Origin of the sequence: Silvibacterium acidisoli, from assembly GCA_022870745.1 — a bacterium.
GTDB lineage: Bacteria > Acidobacteriota > Terriglobia > Terriglobales > Acidobacteriaceae > Silvibacterium.
On record CP085323.1, the window covers coordinates 5,153,349 to 5,172,603 of the forward strand.

Genomic DNA, 19,255 nt, shown 5'->3' on the forward strand with positions numbered 1-19,255 from the left:
GTTAATGAATCAACGTGCGTGTCTGTCGGAGGAAGAACATTGCTGCACTTTTTAAAAATTGAGCTTGGCTCCCAGCTGTAACACGCGGGGGGTTCCAGTGCCTGTAACCACTCCGAAGTTGCTTTGTCCAAACACCGTAGCTACCGACGTGAAATTCGTGTGGTTAAACGAATTGTAGGATTCGGCCCGGAACTGCAGATTCACGGACTCCTTGAACTTCACAGTTCGATATAGACTCAGATCCCAGTTCTCGTATCCAGGACCGAGAATGCTGTCGGGCCGGGAATCGCCACCGCGGCCAGCCGGAGCAAACTGATAGTCTGCTTTGTTAAACCATCCGCTGAAGGTGTGTGGGGCATTCTTGTTCGGATTTGAGATCTGGTCAGGCCGTCCCGTCGCTGGTCCTACCAGCAAGCCGACGCCGGCGGGATCGACCGCAGTCGTCGTCGGTGTCAGATACTCTCCCGAGCCATAGGAAACGATGCCGCTGAACTCAAATCCACCTGCGACATGTCCGATCACTCCATGCTGTGTGCGGAAGAACGGCAGCGGGTAAACGAAGCTGGCATTAAAGACATTCGTGCGATCCAGATCGGTATGGCTGTACTCTGCAGCGAGGTCCGAAGTGATTTGCGGCACCCGCGCATTCGACAGCGCTTTCGACCATGTGTAGCTCGCTGTCACGACACCGCCACCGTGGAACGGCTTCTTCATCGAAATCTGCAGACTGTTGTAGTTCGACGAGAAGATGTTCGATTGCGTCGATATGGCACTGTAGCCGAGATAGGGGCGAATCTGGTTCAGGTAGGGAGTGTTAGCGGCGGTCACTTTATTACCTGGAATGATGCCATCCGCCAGGTACGCACCTGGTGCGGCCTGGTTCACGTCGATATTTCCGGACAGATGTACGCCGTGATTGCCATAGTAGCCGATATCAAGCACGACGTCGCTTGGCAGTTGCTGCTGAATGTCCAGGCTGTATTGCTCGGAATACGGCTGCGAATCGTGCACCTGCAGTGCCTGCAGGATATTCGGGGAAGCACTGAACTGCGGTACGCCGTTGCCGGGATCGGCAAACGACGGCGTCGAGATGGTCGCATTCTGAATGTTCGGATAGTTCTGAGCTTGCGCGAACTTATATTGGTTGCCGGTGATCGAAATATAGTAGAGGCCAAAACCACCGCGCAGCGCGGTCTTCCCATTGCCAAAGACGTCGTAGCTGAGACCCACACGCGGTGCGAAGTTCTTATTAGGGGTTGTCTGAACGTCAGAACCGAACGGCGAGTTCTGATCGCTGACAATGATGCCGTTCAACGGACTATAGCTCGGATTCGGCGCCTTGCCGCCCGCACAGGGCGCTTTCGTGCAGATCACGCCGGCACTGTTAAGGGTGGGGGCCAGAGCCGCGCTGTAAGTCGCCGGATCAAAGTTCAGGATTGGCAGCTGGGTAGATTGCCCTTCCAGGGTTGCGCTCGTGCCACTGGCAAAGTACGTGTAGCGGATACCTAGATTCAATGTCAGCTTTGGAGAAACGTGAACATCATCCTCCGCATACCCTTCGTAGATATCCGTACGGTAAGCAGGCGCCGCATCGATGTTTGCTTGAGTAAAGGTCGCGGGAGCACCCTGCAGGAAGTTATCGAATGCCTGCACGAACTGGGATGCGCCAGCGAGCTGTCCGCCTGGACCATTGCCGCTTGAGAACGAGAAAGCACCCGCGTTTCCAAATCCAGTCGTGCTGCCACCGGTCATCAACTCGACGTTCACTCCGAACTTAAGCGTGTTGCGGCCGATGGCGTTCGTGCTGTTGGCAAATATCTGATGCAATGGCGTCCGCTCGTTGTAGGGAGAATAGACCGCATAGGTTCCGCCGTTAATATTCAGGTGGGGAACCTGCCCGATCGTCACCGGATATGGAAGCGTAACGTGGATGTCCGGCGAATTTGACTGCAGCATCGATCCTATCGCCTTTGCTGTGACCCAGTTCGAACGCGTGGCATACCCTCCCTCAATGATGTGATTAGGCGTAATGATGTACGTCACATGTCCGAGCCAGTTGGTGGAGCCATTCGTCATATTCGACGTCGCTACGCCCGGCAATGCCGTTGGAACCTGGAAGCCGTTTGGAACAACCAGGTTGAAGGGATCATCAAGATAACGGAAAAACGCGCTCAAGCGATCGTTGAACTGATGATCGATGCGGATAAGCGTCTGCGTCTCGTTATTGGTTCCGATAGCCTGGGTGATGATGCCCTGCGGGTCAGCCGGATTATTAGGAACCGGCAGCTTGTTAATGATGTCGGTCAGATATTCCTGGGCAATCGGGTTGATGTTCGTGACAGTTGTGTTGCCGAGAAAGCCCTGGCGCTGCAGCGCTGTAGGAACATTCGAAGGCGTTTGCTGCACAGAGTTCTCCGAACGCAGGAACTCCTGGCCGAAGAAGAAAAAAGTCTTTGCGGAATTACGCTTGCTGTGACCCGGAATCCAGACCGGGCCACCGACGTAGTAACCAAAGTCCGCATAGCGCGAAAGGCCACGGGGAATGCCGGCGACGTTGTTCAGAAATGTGTTGGCGTTCATCTCCTGGCTGCGAAAGAAACCGAACGCTCCACCGTGGAGATCCGTTGTGCCGGACTTTGTCTGCACGCTGACGAAACCCGCTCCCGCGCCACCGAATTCAGCCGTATAACTGGCCCGCTGCAGATTGATTTCCTGTATGAAGTCCACGCCAGGAAATGCCACCGGCTGCTGGCCGGCTCGCTTCAGCGTGTCTGCGCCGTCGAGGTAATACGCATTCGCAGCCGTTCCATTTCCATTGAAAGAAAATGTCTGGGTGTTCACCTGACCGCTGGTGTTAATGTTCCCGCGATCATCCGGCCCAGGAACATTGCTGCTGATGCCCGGCTGGATGTACAGCAACTGCATGTAATTGCGGCTGGACAGGGAGAGCCCTGTCACCTGCTCTTTTTCGATAAGGGTGCTGGAAGCCGCGGTATCGACTTGCGGCGCCACCTGATCGGCCGACACATTGACGGATTCGGTTACAGAGCCCACCGCCATCGTCACCGGCACTACAGACGGCGTGCCCACGTGAACCGCGATGGCGGTGACTCTTGTAGATTCGAACCCCTGCGCCGAAACCTCCACCGCGTAGTTACCGACGTTCAGAAGTGGCGCCGTAAACTGTCCGAGCGCGTCGGTCTGCACTGTGCGCGCGACCAGTTTCTGATCGGTGTTGGTAATGACAACGGTTGCGCCAGACACTGCGGCGCCACTTGAATCGTGGACTGTTCCATCCAGCTCACCGGTCAGCACCTGGGCATGTAGCGAAGCTGACGATACGAGAACTACGAATCCAATCACTGTGACGATTGAGGGCAATAGCACGATACGGACACTGGCAAAGAAGCGGCTAAACATCATGACTCCAAACTTCGCTCAAAAGCGTAAATGTTAACTACGGAACAGGAAGTGAGTTTTTCAACCGGATTAGATTCGAAACAGAAACCAGGCATTATGAATGCGGCGGTTGCCGTCGCTTCTGCTTCCAATTTCGAAATGTAATCGATTACACAAGTACCCCAAAATCGCACCTTCTTATGACAGCAAGGCTAATAATCCCCGCTAATCTCTATGAGCTGCTATACAGGACGCTCACTGGGGTTCTGGCTGTTGTTGTATTCGGATCGATTGGCAATCGGCTTTTTTCTTCTTGAGAAGATCACCTTTAGCGCACCCGAAATTCTTTGTTTATTTCGTCGCGGCATTTTACGCAATCCGAAATGACCACTGTCAAGGAAATTGTTTACATGCGCGGATTCTGCGCATTTTTGGCAACTGGCGCTTCCACAGGCTGTGATTTGCGAAGTATCCGATGCTCTGCGATTGGACCGGTGCGTTGATTTATGCCACCCGATTCTCGGTTTCTGCCTCCAGGTTTTACTGGAAAGGGTCCCTGTTGCGACTCGAGGAGCAGCAGCAACAGGTTTCATCGCACCTCAAAGAGGAAGAGTAATCGATTGCCCACAATGATTGCCGGATGTGTAGTATCAGAACCGGAGTGGAGTGAATGAACTTAAGAAGTAGAACAAAGGCGACCTGCGGATCGATTCTATTGGCGCTTGCCTTCACCGTGCATGCGCAGGTAGCCAACGGGCGTGTCGTGATTGGCGCAAACGTCAATGAGCGATTTCATTGGGCTACCCCCGAAATCCTAGATCAGACACACACAACCTGGATACGCGGCTTCATACCTGCCTCCGAGTTCATAAGCGGACAGCGATCCTACGCGACAGATAATGGGCTGCTCTCACTCAGGAGAGCAGCCGACTCGGGACATAAGATCCTGTTGTCTATCAAATGGGACTCTACAGGAAGAGGCGGCTTCGGCCGGATCCCCGCAGCCGGCTCGAAAGAAGAGGCGGATGCATTCACCTTCGTGGATAAGCTGCTCGATGCGACTGCTGGAAAGGTTTCAGCACTCGTTCTGATCAATGAACTGACTATCGATACTTTGCCTGCCGATCGTACTCCCGATGCAGACGGGCATATTCCAGTAATCGCTTTTTTGCAGCGTCTCGCGGAGCACGTCAGTGCGGAACGCCGCACGGCTGCTGGTGGCGGCACGCTGCAGCTTTTTGCGGGCGGAATGACCCGGCTCGATAAGCAGGAGAATCGCGATTCACCGCTAGTGAAGGCAATGATTGCCTGGATCAACTCAGACCCCAGGATCGCGGGCGCCGACTACCACATCCATCAGCCAGACATGTCCACAACGCAGTCCGCAGTGGAGTTCATGCATCATGCCGTCCCGGACAAGCTTTTGATCGTGACATAGATGTCGCTGATTTGGAAATGGCAGGCGCACCTGGGCGATGCTGTCGATAGTAGCGACGCCGGGAAAGCCTTTGTCAAAGCACACAACATCCCTGAGGGCACGACCGTCGCTCAGTTTCTGGAGGCGGCCTTCCAGAATCCTGTATCCGAAGCCGAATGGAAGGGCTTTCTTGCCTCTCAACCATGGTTCGAGGGCCACTATCTGGCCAACATCGCGCCCATGCTGGAGGCGAACGGAGTCAAGCTTGCAACGTATGCTTTGACCTGGAACCCGTCACCAGAATCAGCCACGCGGCCTGCGATCACAAACCGCACTGTGCCATGGTTTCTTAACCAACTGCTCGTGCCCGGGATGGCATACTCCCCAGACAAGAGCCGGTTGCCTGAAAACTACGAACTGTTTGACGACTACGTGAAATTGCAGAACCGGTAGATGTTACCGGAATCGGGTGGGGCTTCCGTTGTAAGCTCCCACTCGCCGCACGCAACGGCAAAGACAGCTAATCGTCGACTCGCAACAGCCCTTGATGATAGGCACGATTCACCGCCTCCGCAGGAGCGCAGGAGTCAAGCTTTTCGAGGAGATGGTTGACGTGGCCACCCACCGCGTCCTCATTAAGGTGGAGCGCAGCCGCGATCTCCTCATTCTTCATCCCCTCTGCAAGGAACCTGAGAATAGATAGTTCAAGGTCGGTCAGTCGATCACGAGAAACCTGGTCGGCCAGCTGCTGCGCGATGTGTGGCGGGATCCAGCGCTCGCCCGCATGTACTGCCCGGACGGCGGCGATCACCTCTGTCATTGGAGAAGTTTTCAGAAGAAACGCTCGCACTCCAGCCCGTAGCGCTTTGAAGACCTCTTCGTCGGAATGAAAGTTGGTGAGCACTGCACTGCGAATCTCAGGACGACGTTCGCGGAGGAGTGAAAGAAACTCGTCACCGCTCATGACTCCCATACGCAGGTCAGTGAGCACGATATCGACCGCAAGATCATTCAATTGCTGTAAAGCATCAGCACCGCTGCCGGCGGAGCCAACTACGCTGATATCTTCCTCGCAATCGAAGATGCTTTCAATGCCACGACGCACAATCGGATGGTCGTCTACGACAAAAACCCTGATGGAGTCCACTGCTCGTCAACCTCTTCTGATCGCTGCGCTCCCTGCCGCTGGAGAAACGTGGGACAGAGCGATACCTAATAATCTACGCCCAAATCATCGTTCGAGCGTGGTATCTGGAAAGCATCTCAACTGCGCCCGGTGAAAAGCTGCATATCTCCGTTTGCCTCGGGCAGCATGTGGTAACGAGCGACTCGAAACTCCGCCCAGTACCCTGCCCACCGGGGATCGCGCTGCAACTCTGCTCCCAGCATTCGAACCATCTCATCTCGTACAGAAGCATATTCCGGATCCTGGATAAGGTTCACAGCATCGACGTCCTGTAGATCATAGAGCTGGTCGCAAGAAGAGGTCAGGTTGTAGGCATACAGAAACTCCCGGGCGTCGCTGGTGCGATGCCTGATGCCGCATGCAAAGTTGACGCCCACATGCCATCCGCCGAAGAACAACATCGGTGCACGATCCGGCAGCTTTTCACCGTGTATCGCAGGCACGAGCGAGATTCCGTCGAACATCCCCTCCGGCTCGATTCCCGCAGCCTCAAAGATGGTCTGTGACAGGTCCAGCAGGGAGACGGGCTCTTTCACGATCGTTCCCGTTCTGCCATGAGGCGGCTTCACGATGAACGGCACGCGAAGCACATCCGGATGCAGATATACCCCTTTATCCACCAAAGCCTGCCGCCCATTCATCTCACCGTGATCGCTGATAAAAACAATCATGGATTCGTCGTAGAGGTTCAGTCTGCGTAGTTCACCGAGGAACATCCCGATAGCGCGATCGACAAGCTCCATCTGCAGGGCGTAGGCCACACGGTAGTCGAGCAATGTCTGCGGATCGTAGATCCCCCAGTACTTGCGATAGACATCGATGATCTCCGGTTCGTCCGCCGCGCGAGAAAAATCCCGCTTGCGCACTTCCGTATACGACTCGGGCAGCGTCATAATCCGACGCAGTTCCTTCTCGCGCTCTTCGAAACCTGCCGGAATAGAAAACGGCTGATGAGGATCGAAGATGTCGAGTTGGAGATAGATGGGATGGTTTGAAGCGGCACCGCCGGCAACCAGCTCGCGCACAGTATCGACTGCCCGTTTCGCCAGGTAGTATGTGTAGTGCGCCTCGAATGGAAAGGGCTTGCCATCCTCCTGTTCGATCCATCCGCCCGCAGAGTTGCCGGGCGTATTTCGATCCTGCATCCGGAAAACGATCTCGCGGGAGTACTTCTGCGCCTTCACACCAAGGCTGTGCTGGTAAGCCAGGAATTCGTCGTCGTCATAGACCGGAGGCGACCAACGATCCCACGGCTGATCGTTCTCCGTGAATGCATCGAGGAACTTCTTCACGCCAACATGGGCCTTCCCTTCCTGCCTGGCAATGTACCCCGCAGCTCGCAGGTATTCAGGAAAGATGATGTCGTCGGGGCGCAGCTGTGTTTCAAGGCCTTCGGGAGCTCGCTCTCCGTTCCCCTGGATATAGCTATAACGTCCGGTGAGGTAAGAAGCCCGAGAGGGCGAACACAGGGGTACTGTACATGTTGCCTCGGAGAAAAAAGTACCTTCTCGCATTAAAGATTGAATGGCAGGCAGACGGACGTGTTTCGCAAAAGGCCGGGCGGGATGATAAAGATCCGGACTCACCATGTCTGCCGAAATGAGAAAGATGTGCGGGGCTTTTCCCTGCCCTTTGCGAAGAAACGGACCGACACCTTTGCGCGGCTGTATGTATTGCGAAGACGTGGCCGCACCCTTCGCCTCCTGCGCTCCGTTTAGAATCGGCACCAGTGCGGCACTACCGGCAAGTCCCATAAAATGGCGGCGGTTCATCGTGAAAGGCTCTCCCGCTAACCACAATACGGTAGTGTCTTACTTCAGGCAAAGGATTACATGCCGATTTAACGAAAGGAATGCTTTATGTGCGTCCGAAATTGGTTTAAAGCATAGCCCTTGACACCATAACCGGCCATGTGACAACTTGATCGCTTGAATGCAATCGTTTTCCAGCCATTAACACGAACCTGACCCACTCATCCACGTGAGAGTGAACAGGCTGTCAATCGCCGCTGCATGCTTAGGAGAAGAAGATGTTTTTACGGTTCGGTACGATTTGTTGCATCGCGGCGGTCGCCAGCACGATGGTTTTGCCTGACACTCCTGCATTCGCACAGGTGAAAGCGGACAAACCTATGCCAGACGATGTCACGGTGCATGTGGGCGCTTCAGGATCAGCTCGCGTTCCCGATGGCATCTTCGGCTCGTTTCTTGAACCGATCGGTAACAGCATCAATGGCGGCATCTCGGCTGAAATTCTCGTCAATCGCAGCCTCGAAGGCGGGCTGTGGAGTCACGTCAACCTGGAGACGATGTTTCGAGAGCAGCCTGAACTGATCGAATCGACGAACCAGACAGGCATTCCCCTGCCCTGGAGCCCGCTCAACTCCGCGGCTGGCAATCGCTATGAGCTTCATGTTGGCCATGCAGCGAACAGCTGGCAATCGCTGGAGATCATGGGACAGCCCGAGGAGCTCACCGGCATCAAGCAGAAGATCTATCTCCCTGTTCAGCGTGAGTTGGAGTACAAAGCTTCGGTTTACGCGAGCCATCTTAGCGGGCCGACGCATCTGACGTTCTCCTTACGCGACCACGAATCGGGCAAGTTGCTTGCAAAGGCAGACGTTCAGGCTTCCGCGACAGACTGGACCAAGTACTCGGCGACGCTGGTTCTGAAGCGTGAAGACGTCCAGAGATTACAAGCCTTCGACTTTGCCCTGTCGGTGGAGGGTACGGAGCGCGTCGACGTCGACCAGTTCTCGCTGATGCCGGCGGATGCAGTGGACACACTCGACCCGGATGCCGTAGCGATGATGAAGGCCATGCATGTTACCGAACTGCGATTCGGCGGTAACTTCAGCTCGTACTATCACTGGCGCGATGGCATAGGCCCGGAAGACAAGCGCGTGACAACCGAGAACATCGCGTGGGGCATACCGGAGTACAACAACTTCGGCACAGATGAATTTCTCCAGCTATGCCGGCTGATCGGAGCCATTCCTCAGTTCAATATCAACATGGGCAGTGGAACGCCGGAAGAAGCTACGGACTGGATCCACTACATCAAGGAGCACTATTCCGGACCGGTGATCTACGAGATCGGCAATGAGCTCTTCGGAAAGTGGCAGGTAGGCTATCCGACCCTTTCTGAAGTTGGTGCGCGCACGCTGGCATTCAGTAAGGCGGTACGTGCTGCAGATCCGTCGGCTACCGTCATCGCAACCGGATTCGGTCCACTGGCAGGGCCGGCCTGGAATGCCGAACAACTGAAGGCTCCGAAGGGCACCTTCGACGCCCTTTCGCTTCACTTCATCATGGGAACGAACCATCCGCAAATGCCTTCAGCCACACCCGACTTTGTCGCTTCAGCCGCTTATGCCTTGCCCTATGCCGTGGGACCTTACTTCGACCGCGTGCAGGCGCAGGTGGATGAACATCCCGAACTGCGAGGCAACGTTCATCTGGCCGTGACGGAATGGCTCTTTAACAGCAAAGGATTCGGCGAGAGGAACTTCACCAATGAGAGTCCAAGCTGGATGAATGAAGGCGGTGCAGTCATGGCCGCAGGATTTCTGAACACGCTCCTGCGTCACAGCTCCGAGGTAACAATTGCCGATATGACCGGCATCATGGAGTTCGCCGGCATCTGGAAGCGCCGCGAGCAGGTTTATGCTGTGCCTGCATACTACGTATTCCAGATGTATACGGCGGTAAAGAGTGACGAGCTTCTGCCAGTTACGACTGACTCAGGCACATATTCCGTCAGGGGCGGCGTCAAGCCGCTCGACAACGTCGACGACATTCCCTATGTGGACGTGGTTGCCACTCGCAGTCCGGACGGCAAGACGATCACTCTTCTCTGCGTGAACCGAAGCCTGGAGCGCAGCGTTCCGGCGCATTTCGATCTCGGTTCGTCACATATTGCCGGCGCTGCCAGGATGCAACAGATCTCTTCGTCTTCGCGCTATGAACGCAACGATGAAGTGGAACCGCAGCATGTGACACCTGAGCTCTCCACAGTGCGGCTCCACAAAGGCGGGACGCTTTCGCTGACGCTGCCACGAGAAAGCGTCAGTGTAATTCGAGTGCCGGTGAACTAAGTGAATCTGACAACTGCTCTTGTTCCCTGTTGCGTCCTTGGAATGCTCCGCGCTGGGGAACCACCCCTGCCTTCGCTCTAACGGAGGCGCCAAAGCACTGGGCAGGTACAGCGACGCCGCGGAAGAATATGTGGCAAGCTGATGAGTGTGGACGTGAGGAACAGAGTTCAATATGCGTTCCTGGTGCTGTGCCTGTTGTGCTCGGTGGGATGCCAGCAACAGAGCCTGCATCGACGCATTGTCATCATTCCGCGTCTCGCCATCGATGCGCGGTGGCTATCGCTGCACGTAGGCCTGCAGGAAGAAGCGAAACGTAAAGCGGTGGGGCTCTATTGGAACGGTCCTGCGATATCCGATGATGTGCAGCGTCAGATCGATCTTGCCGAGCGGGCTGTCCAAAGCAATGCGATGGGCATAATTGCTGAACCTGGCAGTTATCTCGCGATGAACAGCGTTCTGCAAGAGGCACTGAATCGGAAAATTCCTGTGGTACTTCTCAGGGAACGGCTCGGATTTAAAGCGGGGCCCGGTCTCTCCTATGTCCTTACCGATGATTCTGAGGCCGGGCGGCTCGTCGCGGAGCGCCTGCAGAAAGTCCTGCATGGCAAAGGAAAGATCCTCCTCTCCGGCCTTTGTTCCCAAGTTCCCGGCAACATTGAGCGCGCCGAGCAAATCGTTCAGCACCTGCACTTGCTCAAAGGCGAAATCGAAGTTGCGGAGACACTCTCCTGCAATGTCAGTGCCGGCTATTCCAGACAGCAGTTCGAAGAAGCGCTTCAGCGCCATCCTGACGTGGGAGCGATTGTGTCGCTGAACCCTATCGATGCGGCAAGCGCCGTAGATGTCGTTGGCAGGACGCAAAGAGAAGGCCGGGTAAAAGTCATCGCAATCGATCAGAATTCGGGCGTGTTTCGGTCCCTTCGCGACGGTCAACTCGATTCCATCCTGGTCGACGACCTGCGCTCTATGGGAAGGCAGGCGGTCGATGACATCGTGGCCGAACGTGCAGGAAAACCTCACCCCCTTGTAAGCGTAGTGAAGCCGGTGCTGGTGGACCGGGATAATCTGGACACCGAAGATATACAGCAATTGCTTCTGATGCATCGAGGTGTGCCATGAGGAAAGGCACTTATCGCCTCGTCGCAATCGCCACGGCCTCCGCGCTGTCACTGATCGCAACCTGTTGGATCTTTTTCGCGATCCATAGTCCGTCTTTACCCTATGCACCAGATTTCCATCGCGAGTTGCGTGGATGGAAGACGTACGGCGGTTCCTGGCAGCAGCGAAACGGCATGGTCATCAATGCTTCTGACGAACGCGGGGCAAAGGTGGTCGCGGGAAACTCCAAGTGGGGCGACTATCAGATAGATACCGATATGCGCCTGATGGGGCGTGTCGGCGATGCAGGGGTCATTCTACGAGTCAGCAATCCGGAGATTGGAGTTGATGCCTACCGTGGATATTACGTCGGCCTCAATTTGAGAACAGCTTCTTTACTGGCGGGCATCACGGATTACGAATGGCTCATGCGTGCGCCCGTTCCTGTTCCCGGAGGAGTGCGTCAGAACACCTGGTATCACCTGCACGTAGTCGTTGTGGGCTGCCGTCTTGCGGCCGAAGCCACCAACATGGACAACGGAAGCAGAACGGTGACGGCTCTCGATGGTGCGAATTGCATCCACACCGGTCAGGTTGGGTTGCGCTCGTTGGACACAGGCACAGAGTGGAGGAATTTCTCCGTAAGGCCTGCGACAGGCTCTGACCTTTCGCCGCTGCTTGCGCGCACCGACACTCCTCAAACGGCGCAATATCCGGCCCGCGAAGATCAATTCGCAAAGATGCACGCGTTCATGGATCGTGAACGTGCGCAGGAAGCTCCAATCAGCGGAGTTCCGGCCGTAGACACCGCTCCGCTGCGGGAACCTCAGAGTATTCATTCTCTGGCAAGCATATTAGCTTCTTCACCCGTCGTAACCGTTCGCGGAGCCGTGACATCGCTGGATCCCCTCTACGTGCAGGATGGCACAGGAGGAGTCGCCGTCGAGTTGAACCAGCCGGAGGGACTCAACCTGGGGGATGAGGTCGAGCTCACAGGAATAACGATGAGAGCAGGATCCCGCATTCGCCTGCATGCACAGACCGCCCGGATCCTCTGGGATCGATCGCTGCCCTTGCCAGCCCCTATCAGTTCCACGCAGGCAGCAAGCGGCGCATTCGATGGATCCCTGATTGAGGTCACTGGCGAAATCGATTCCATCTCCCCTCCCGAAGAAGGGCAGATCACACTGACGGCATCCGATATTTCGCAGCGATTTCGCGTTGTTCTGCCGCAGGGTCTGGACGGGACACCATCGCTCTCCCCTGGCGCCGTGATTCGCGTGATTGGCGTCTGTGCAAATAGCGATGGTACGGATGCAGTGACATCCGCGTTCACCTTGTACGCCCGTGGCTCCGAGGACCTCCTGCTTGTCAGTCCACCACCCTGGACGCGAGGCCGGCGCCTGGTCTACATCATCGCCGGCTTCATCTGCTTCATGGCAATCCTGGGATGGCTTTATCTGCAAGCGGAACGGTGGCGCTTACGCGCTGTGCTGGAAGAACGGGAACGGCTCGCGCTCGATATGCACGATACGCTCGCCCAAAGCTTCGCCGGCCTTGGCTTTCATCTGCACAGTCTGCGCCGCGGCTTCGAACAGCAGGGCCATGTTCCTCCGCGCATGATGCAGAAACTGGACGAAGCCTGCGATATGGCTACCCAATCGCACCGCGAAGCCAGTGCGCGTATCCTCGCCCTACACCCGCTGACTGTAGATAAGGGCGATATTTTGACGTTGATCCAGCGGTCGGCTCTGACCATGCTGCATGGAGCGCACCTGCCTATTCGTCTCGTGCGCAGTGGACAACCTCGCGAACTGTCCCTGGCCGTGCAGGACTCGCTCCTGCGCATCGCGCGGGAAGCAATCGCCAACGTGCTGCGTCACAGCGCCGCTACAGAGATGATGCTTTCGCTGGAATACAAGGCAAAAACAGTGGTGGTCAAGATCATCGATAATGGCGTCGGTATGCAGCTTTCGAACGGAAACATCGGCCTGGAAAGCATGCGCACCCGGGCAGCCGAGGTAGACGGCGAGGTGCACATTGCAAGCACGCAGGGCTCAGGCACAACGGTGTCCATACAACTGCCCTATGGAAAGCGAACTTCCCTGCGGGTATGGTTCCGCTTGCAATACGCTTCCCTGCTGCTGACGCGAAAGGGCTAACGTTCCTTCGCGACTCGAGGCTTCTCCGGAGCAACGCCGGTTGACTCGCGGATCACAAGCTGCGGCAGGACGGTCGACGCCATGCTCTTGGTTTTCCTGCTGCGGTCTTCGCCATTCTGCAACGCAAAGAAAGCGTGGGCAGCGATCTCCCGGCGGGAAAGATGCAGCGTCGTCAGCGCGGGCTGCACCATTTCGCTCATGGCGATATCGTCAAAACCAATCACCGACATCTCCTGCGGAATCGAGCGCTTGAGGCGGTTGGCCGTGTGAATGAAACCGATAGCGGTGAGATCGTTGGAGCAAAGTATCGCGGTAGGGGCTGAACGCATGGTAAAGAAACGCGCCGCAGCGATCTTGCCGCCTCCGAGGCGGTGATCGCCTTCGATCATCCACTCATCCCGCGTGCTGAATCCGCAGTCTTTCGCTACCTGGAGAAAGACCTCCTTGCGGCGCATAGCCGAAAAGAGCGTATTCGGTCCCGATACGAATCCTATGTCCTTATGCCCGAGCATCGAGAGATGTTCCATTGCCTCTCGATATCCGCGTTCGTAATCGACCCGGACGATGGGGAAATTTCCCTGGACCGCTGGCTGGTTCAGGAAGACGACCGGTACCTTAACGTTGCGGAGGGTATGTACTAGTTCGTCGCTCACCTCGGAGGTCAAAACGGCGATCCCGTCCACACCCCGGTCGAGAAGCCGCCGCAATCCGCTCATCAACCTCTCCGGGCTGTATCCCGTGTTCGAAAAAATGACGTCGATGCCTTGCGCAGTCGCGAGCGATTCGAAGTGCTCGATTGCATCGGGAAAAAATGGGTTTCTTACATCCGAGACAAGAAGGCCAAAAAGATTGCTCTTTCCTGATCGAAGACTTCTGGCATGGCTATTAGGGGTATAGTTCAACTCTTCGATCGCGGCACGCACCCGTGCGGCCACCTCTGCAGTTACCGGGCGCGAGCCGCTCAGGACCCTCGACACAGTGGCCGTCGATACTTTAGCCCTTCGCGCTACAGTCAACATGTCCATACGGTGCACCGATTATACTTCCTGTCCCTGCGTGACCAATTGGCTTAGCGGCCTCGTGGATTCGCAAGCCGCGTTTCTTTGACTTTCAAGCTGGTAATCGATTACATTCAAGGCGCAAAAGAGAGTGCCATCTGAGCTGCCCTCTACGAAGCTCGTGAAGTCATCGAAGCATACAGCAGATCCCAAGGGAGCGCGAAATATGAACCGCCGTGAATTTCTCAAGCAAAGCGCAGCGACCTCGATCGCCGCAGCCGCTCTTCAAACCGCTGGTGCTGAGCCGGCAACCGGGAAGAAGTTGAATGTGCTGTATGTCTTCAGCGATCAACACCGTGCGCAGTCTTTACCGGGCGAGCCCTTCAATCAGGCTGAGGCGCCGTCGCTCGATCGCTTTCGGCGCCAGAATCTCTCCATGGATAGCTGCATTTCAAACTATCCGTTGTGCGTACCGCATCGCGGCATTTTGATCAGCGGTCTATACCCGAACCAATCGCACGTGGTTGGGAATGAGAATTCACTGGAGCCAATCGTGCCGGGGCTTGGAGAAACATTTCAGAAAGCCGGTTATCACACCGGATACGTGGGCAAATGGCACCTGTTTCATGGAGAGGGCCAGTTTGTGCCGAAGGGTCCATACAGGTTCGGCTTTGAAGACTGGCACGCATGGGCGAATACGAACAAGCACTATGACGGCATCACCTTCGATCAGGAAACAGGCGAGCGGCAGATTATGCCGGGTTATCAGCCCACACGCATGACAGACCAGGCCGTCGACTTTATCAACGGCCAGAAGAATGCTGCCAAGCCCTGGTTTCTCGTCGTCAGCTGGAATCCGCCACACCCTCCCTATGATCCTCCAGCGGAGGAGCGCGACCGCTACGATGCGGCGGCGTTGAAACTTCGTCCGAATGTGCGGATGCCTATCCCTGCCGACAAAATTGTCAATCCCTGGCCAGCACTCAAGTCACTCGAAACCCTGCACCAGGCAGAGCAGGGTTACTACGGGGCAATCACTGCGATCGACAAAGAGTTTGCACGGCTTCTGAAAGCCCTCGAAGACAACGGCATGGCAGACAACACCATGGTCATTTACACATCGGACCATGGCGAAATGATGGGGTCGCATGGGCATATGGCGAAGCAGATGCCGCATGAAGAGTCTTGCCGGGTGCCGTTCTTCCTTCGTCATCCTGAAGGGAGACAGCAACACGCCTCCGACACGCTGTTTGCCTCGGTCGATATTTATCCCACGCTGTGCGGACTAGCCGGTATTCCAGTACCGAAGCACTGCTCGGGACGTGATGTCTCCACTCACATGCTCGGCAAACGCGGCTTCCAGGAGAGCGAGATGGTCTTCTTGATGAACAATCAGGGACCGGCCAATCGTCAGGAAATAGACACCCCGACCTATCGCGGGATTCGCACAAAAACTCATACCTATGCGGTGCAGCTGGATGGGCGGTGGGTGTTGTACGACAATGTCGCCGATCCCTACCAGATGAAGAATCTGGTGCAAGACCCTGCAAACAAAGACATGATCGCTAAGTTCGACGCGGCGCTCATCGCCTGGAGCAAAGAAACGGGCGACGACTTTCCGTATGAAAGCGCCCTCAAATCTTATTCGAGCTATCCCGGCAATTAGGCGTAGTGCTCACGATGTAGAGAATTTCTCGAAACCAGACAGTCCCGGAGACAAATTTGAATCGACAGAAAGCAACGCTCGTCCTTCTGGGACTGATCGGGATCTTCGCGGCCAACGCTCAGGAGACGAATCCCATCCTGCCTCATCCCGACCCCTTCATCACCAGCGGACCTGTTACCCCTGACGGGCGATATGTGCTGACGGCATCCAATAGCGAGATTACACTCTGGAGCGGCATGACGCCTGCGGCTGCCGCGGCTAACCCGCATGTCATCTACACGCCGGCGAATGGCATGACACAAACGTGGTCCCCGACTGTATGGAAGATGGACGGACACTCGTGGGTCTACTTCACTGCGCGCATGCCTGGAGAGAAGCATAAGATCTACGTACTTCGATCGGACACAAACGACGTTCTGGGTACGTACACCTTTCAGGGAGCCCTGGATACAGGAGTTCCATCCATCGATCCTTCACTCCTCGTCATCGGCAAGTCCCGTTATCTCATGTATGTTTCGGTTGGGAACGGAGAGAACGCCATCTGGATTCGGAAGCTCAAAGCACCGATGAAGTTCGGTGGAGAGGGCGCTTTGATCGCGGAACCGAGTGCTCCGTGGGAAAAGGGCGAGGGCTCGACAAAGAACTATCCAGTGAACGAAGGCCCTACGGCTCTCTACCACAATGGCAAAACCTTCATCGTTTTCTCGGCAAGCGATACGGCATCGCCGCGCTATTGCCTCGGGCTGTTGACGCTGGTAGGAAAGGATCCGCTGGTCCGTGCAAACTGGCAGAAGACTCCGCATCCAGTTTTCGAATGGGCGCCTCAAAATTCCATCTACGGTCCGGGCCGAGGGACGTTTGCAACGGCTAAGGATGGCAGCATGTGGCTGCTCTATGCAGCCAAATCCACGGACGCTCCCACCTCGGCGAACCGCGAGATACGCGCACAGCAGTTCAGATGGAACAGCGACGGGACACCGGACTTTGGAATTCCTGAAAAAGACGGACCGATCAAGCCCTGAGCAACATGAGCCAGCTTTCTACGACAGGCCGATAAGAGCATGGAGAATCCTGCAATGAAAATGAATAAGATAAAACTCTTTTTTTCGGGAATCTCCCTTCTCCCGCCGCTCTTTGGCTTTGCCTGTCTTTCTGCGCAGAGCGCCCATCGCCCTCCCGCAGTCCCTCTGGTTGCGAACGATCCCTACTTCAGCATCTGGTCGATGTCTGACCGGTTGACGGATGGGCCGACAAAACATTGGTCGGAGACTCCCCAACCCATGACCGGGTTGATTCGCATCGATGGAAAGACGATGCGATGGATGGGTGTTCGCCCGCGCCAATACTTTGCGATGCCGGAGCTCGATGCAATGAAGCAGGAGTCGCTGACGGTTACGCCACTTCACACCCGCTATGTTTTCTCCGCGGCTGGCATACGCCTTCACGTCACCTTCTTCACACCATTGTTCCCGAAAGACCTTGATGTAATGTCCCGCCCTGTCACCTATCTCTCCTGGAGCGCTGAATCAACGGACAGCAAAACCCACAAGGTGGATCTTCTGCTCGACGTCGGGCCGGAGATTGCTATTAACGATACCCAGCAGCCGGTCACGTGGGGCCGCACCCGGGTGAAAGATCTCACGCTTCTCAACGTGGGGTCGCGCGATCAAGCCATCTTGCATCAATCGGGCGATCGAATCCGTATCGATTGGGGATACTTCCATCTCGGTGTGCCTGCCAACGTCGCATCGTCCACTGCTCTGGCCTGGAGCAGCATGGCGACGTTTGCTACTCAGGGTGTTCTGCCCGATAGTGACGACCAGACCATGCCCAAGCCTGCGGACTGGCGCGTACACCCAGTCCACCTTGCAGTGCAACTTCCTCTGGGTGACGTTGGATCGTCACCGGTGGAACGCCATGTCCTGCTCGCCTACACAGATAACGGCTCGATCGAATACCTGGGACGCCGGCTCCGCGGATACTGGCAGCGCAACGGCATGAGTGAAGCAGAGATGCTCCAGCGTGCCGAGCAGGAATATCCATCCCTGGAAGAGCGCGGGGTCCAACTGGATAAGGAAATCATCGCCGAGGCGACTCAATCCGGAGGAGAAGACTACGCCTACCTCATTTCGCTGGCGTTTCGGCAGACGATTGCAGCACACAAACTCGTAGCAGATGTAGACGGCCAGCCGATGTTCTTCTCCAAGGAGAATGACAGCAACGGCTGCATCGATACCGTAGACGTCACCTATCCGTCTTCGCCGTTCTTCCTGTTCTTCAATCCGCAACTGTTACACGCACAGCTTGAGCCGATGCTTCGATACGCCGCTCTGCCACGCTGGCGCTTCCCATTCGCACCACATGATCTTGGAACCTTCCCGCTCGCAAATGGCCAGGTTTACGGAGGGGGCGAAGAAACCGAAGACAACCAGATGCCGGTTGAGGAGAGCGGCAATCTGCTGATCCTTGTCGCGGCGCTCGGACGGGCTGAGCACAACTGGGATTTTGCCCGGCACTACATGCCGCAGTTGAAGACGTGGGCCGAGTACCTGGAGAAGAACGGACTCGATCCTGCAAATCAGCTCAGCACGGATGATTTCTCCGGGCACCTCGCACGAAACTCCAATCTCTCCATTAAGGCCATCGAAGCACTGGGCGCTTTTGCAGAGATTGCGGATGCCACCGGAGACGCTTCAGCGGCGAAACATTTCCGGGAGACGGCCAAAGGGATGGCGGCACAGTGGCAAACCATGGCTCGCAGCGGGAACCATTACACGCTGGCTTTTGGAGCACAGGATACCTGGAGCCAAAAGTACAACCTTGCCTGGGATGAAGTTCTCGGCCTGCATCTCTTTCCACGAAGCGTAATCGACGACGAGTGGAAGCTCTATGCGACACAGATGAAACCGTATGGATTGCCGCTGGACAATCGTAAGACGATTACCAAACTCGACTGGCAGCTTTGGACCGCAACCCTGACCAAGGACCCCGCGCAGTTTCACGACCTCGTTCATCGTCTCGTGCTGTGGTCAGATCAATCGACGTCCCGTGTTCCGCTGACCGACTATTACGACACCGTCAGCGGCCAGCAGATACATTTCCAGGCTCGTTCCGTTGTTGGAGGACTCACGATGAAGATGCTTTCTGATGCCGGAACACTACGAGCACATTAGTCGCAGAAATATTCTCCTACGAATGCTTGTCTTAGGGCCTGAACGCAATAGCATCACTGC

12 protein-coding genes are annotated in these 19,255 nt (G+C 55.9%); 8 read left to right on the forward strand and 4 right to left on the reverse strand.

Going from position 1 to position 19,255, the window contains the following annotated elements:
• Positions 1–51 precede the first annotated feature (51 nt).
• Entirely contained in the window at positions 52–3,423 is a 3,372-nt protein-coding gene (locus LJD29_RS21085; RefSeq protein WP_446743551.1) for a TonB-dependent receptor, read from the reverse strand.
• A gap of 646 nt (positions 3,424–4,069) precedes the next feature.
• Between LJD29_RS21085 and LJD29_RS21090 the strand changes: the two genes are divergently transcribed.
• Together LJD29_RS21090 and LJD29_RS21095 are read left to right on the forward strand one after the other, a co-directional pair.
• Positions 4,070–4,837 carry a hypothetical protein gene (locus tag LJD29_RS21090; protein ID WP_446743552.1) on the forward strand — a complete coding sequence of 256 codons (768 nt, stop codon included), beginning with the start codon at positions 4,070–4,072 and terminating at the stop codon, positions 4,835–4,837.
• Positions 4,838–5,269 (forward strand): hypothetical protein, encoded by a 432-nt coding sequence (locus tag LJD29_RS21095; RefSeq protein ID WP_446743553.1) that lies wholly within the window; start codon positions 4,838–4,840, stop codon positions 5,267–5,269.
• Positions 5,270–5,336: 67 nt separating this feature from the next.
• On the opposite strand, the gene LJD29_RS21100 is transcribed toward LJD29_RS21095, so the two are convergent.
• Complete coding sequence (locus LJD29_RS21100; protein ID WP_446743554.1) at positions 5,337–5,963, reverse strand: response regulator transcription factor; 627 nt, start codon at positions 5,961–5,963, stop codon at positions 5,337–5,339.
• A gap of 116 nt (positions 5,964–6,079) precedes the next feature.
• Positions 6,080–7,774, reverse strand: a complete 1,695-nt coding sequence (locus LJD29_RS21105) for a sulfatase-like hydrolase/transferase (RefSeq protein WP_446743555.1) — start codon at positions 7,772–7,774, stop codon at positions 6,080–6,082.
• 257 nt (positions 7,775–8,031) lie between these two features.
• On the opposite strand from LJD29_RS21105, the gene LJD29_RS21110 reads away from it, so the two are divergent.
• From LJD29_RS21110 to LJD29_RS21120, 3 genes are all read left to right on the forward strand, one after another.
• On the forward strand, positions 8,032–10,098 hold the full coding sequence (locus LJD29_RS21110) for an alpha-L-arabinofuranosidase C-terminal domain-containing protein (RefSeq protein WP_446743556.1): 2,067 nt from the start codon (positions 8,032–8,034) through the stop codon (positions 10,096–10,098).
• Positions 10,099–10,239: 141 nt separating this feature from the next.
• Positions 10,240–11,217 carry a sugar ABC transporter substrate-binding protein gene (locus LJD29_RS21115; protein ID WP_446743557.1) on the forward strand — a complete coding sequence of 326 codons (978 nt, stop codon included), beginning with the start codon at positions 10,240–10,242 and terminating at the stop codon, positions 11,215–11,217.
• Positions 11,214–13,358 (forward strand): 3-keto-alpha-glucoside-1,2-lyase-like domain-containing protein, encoded by a 2,145-nt coding sequence (locus LJD29_RS21120; RefSeq protein ID WP_446743558.1) that lies wholly within the window; start codon positions 11,214–11,216, stop codon positions 13,356–13,358. The genes LJD29_RS21115 and LJD29_RS21120 overlap by 4 nt, the downstream gene beginning before the upstream one ends.
• On the opposite strand, the gene LJD29_RS21125 is transcribed toward LJD29_RS21120, so the two are convergent.
• The gene (locus tag LJD29_RS21125) at positions 13,355–14,383 is read right to left on the reverse strand and encodes a LacI family DNA-binding transcriptional regulator (protein WP_446743559.1); all 1,029 of its coding nucleotides are present in this window, start codon (positions 14,381–14,383) and stop codon (positions 13,355–13,357) included. The two genes, LJD29_RS21120 and LJD29_RS21125, sit on opposite strands and share 4 nt — an antisense overlap.
• A 199-nt stretch (positions 14,384–14,582) precedes the next feature.
• Here LJD29_RS21125 and LJD29_RS21130 point away from each other — a divergent pair, with 199 nt between their 5' ends.
• The 3 genes from LJD29_RS21130 to LJD29_RS21140 are packed head-to-tail and all read left to right on the forward strand — an operon-like array spanning position 14,583 to position 19,195.
• Complete coding sequence (locus LJD29_RS21130) at positions 14,583–16,022, forward strand: sulfatase family protein (protein ID WP_446743560.1); 1,440 nt, start codon at positions 14,583–14,585, stop codon at positions 16,020–16,022.
• Between the two features lie 56 nt (positions 16,023–16,078).
• Entirely contained in the window at positions 16,079–17,044 is a 966-nt protein-coding gene (locus LJD29_RS21135; RefSeq protein ID WP_446743561.1) for a family 43 glycosylhydrolase, read from the forward strand.
• 60 nt (positions 17,045–17,104) lie between these two features.
• The gene (locus tag LJD29_RS21140; RefSeq protein WP_446743562.1) at positions 17,105–19,195 is read left to right on the forward strand and encodes a glutaminase family protein; all 2,091 of its coding nucleotides are present in this window, start codon (positions 17,105–17,107) and stop codon (positions 19,193–19,195) included.
• Positions 19,196–19,255 lie beyond the last annotated feature (60 nt).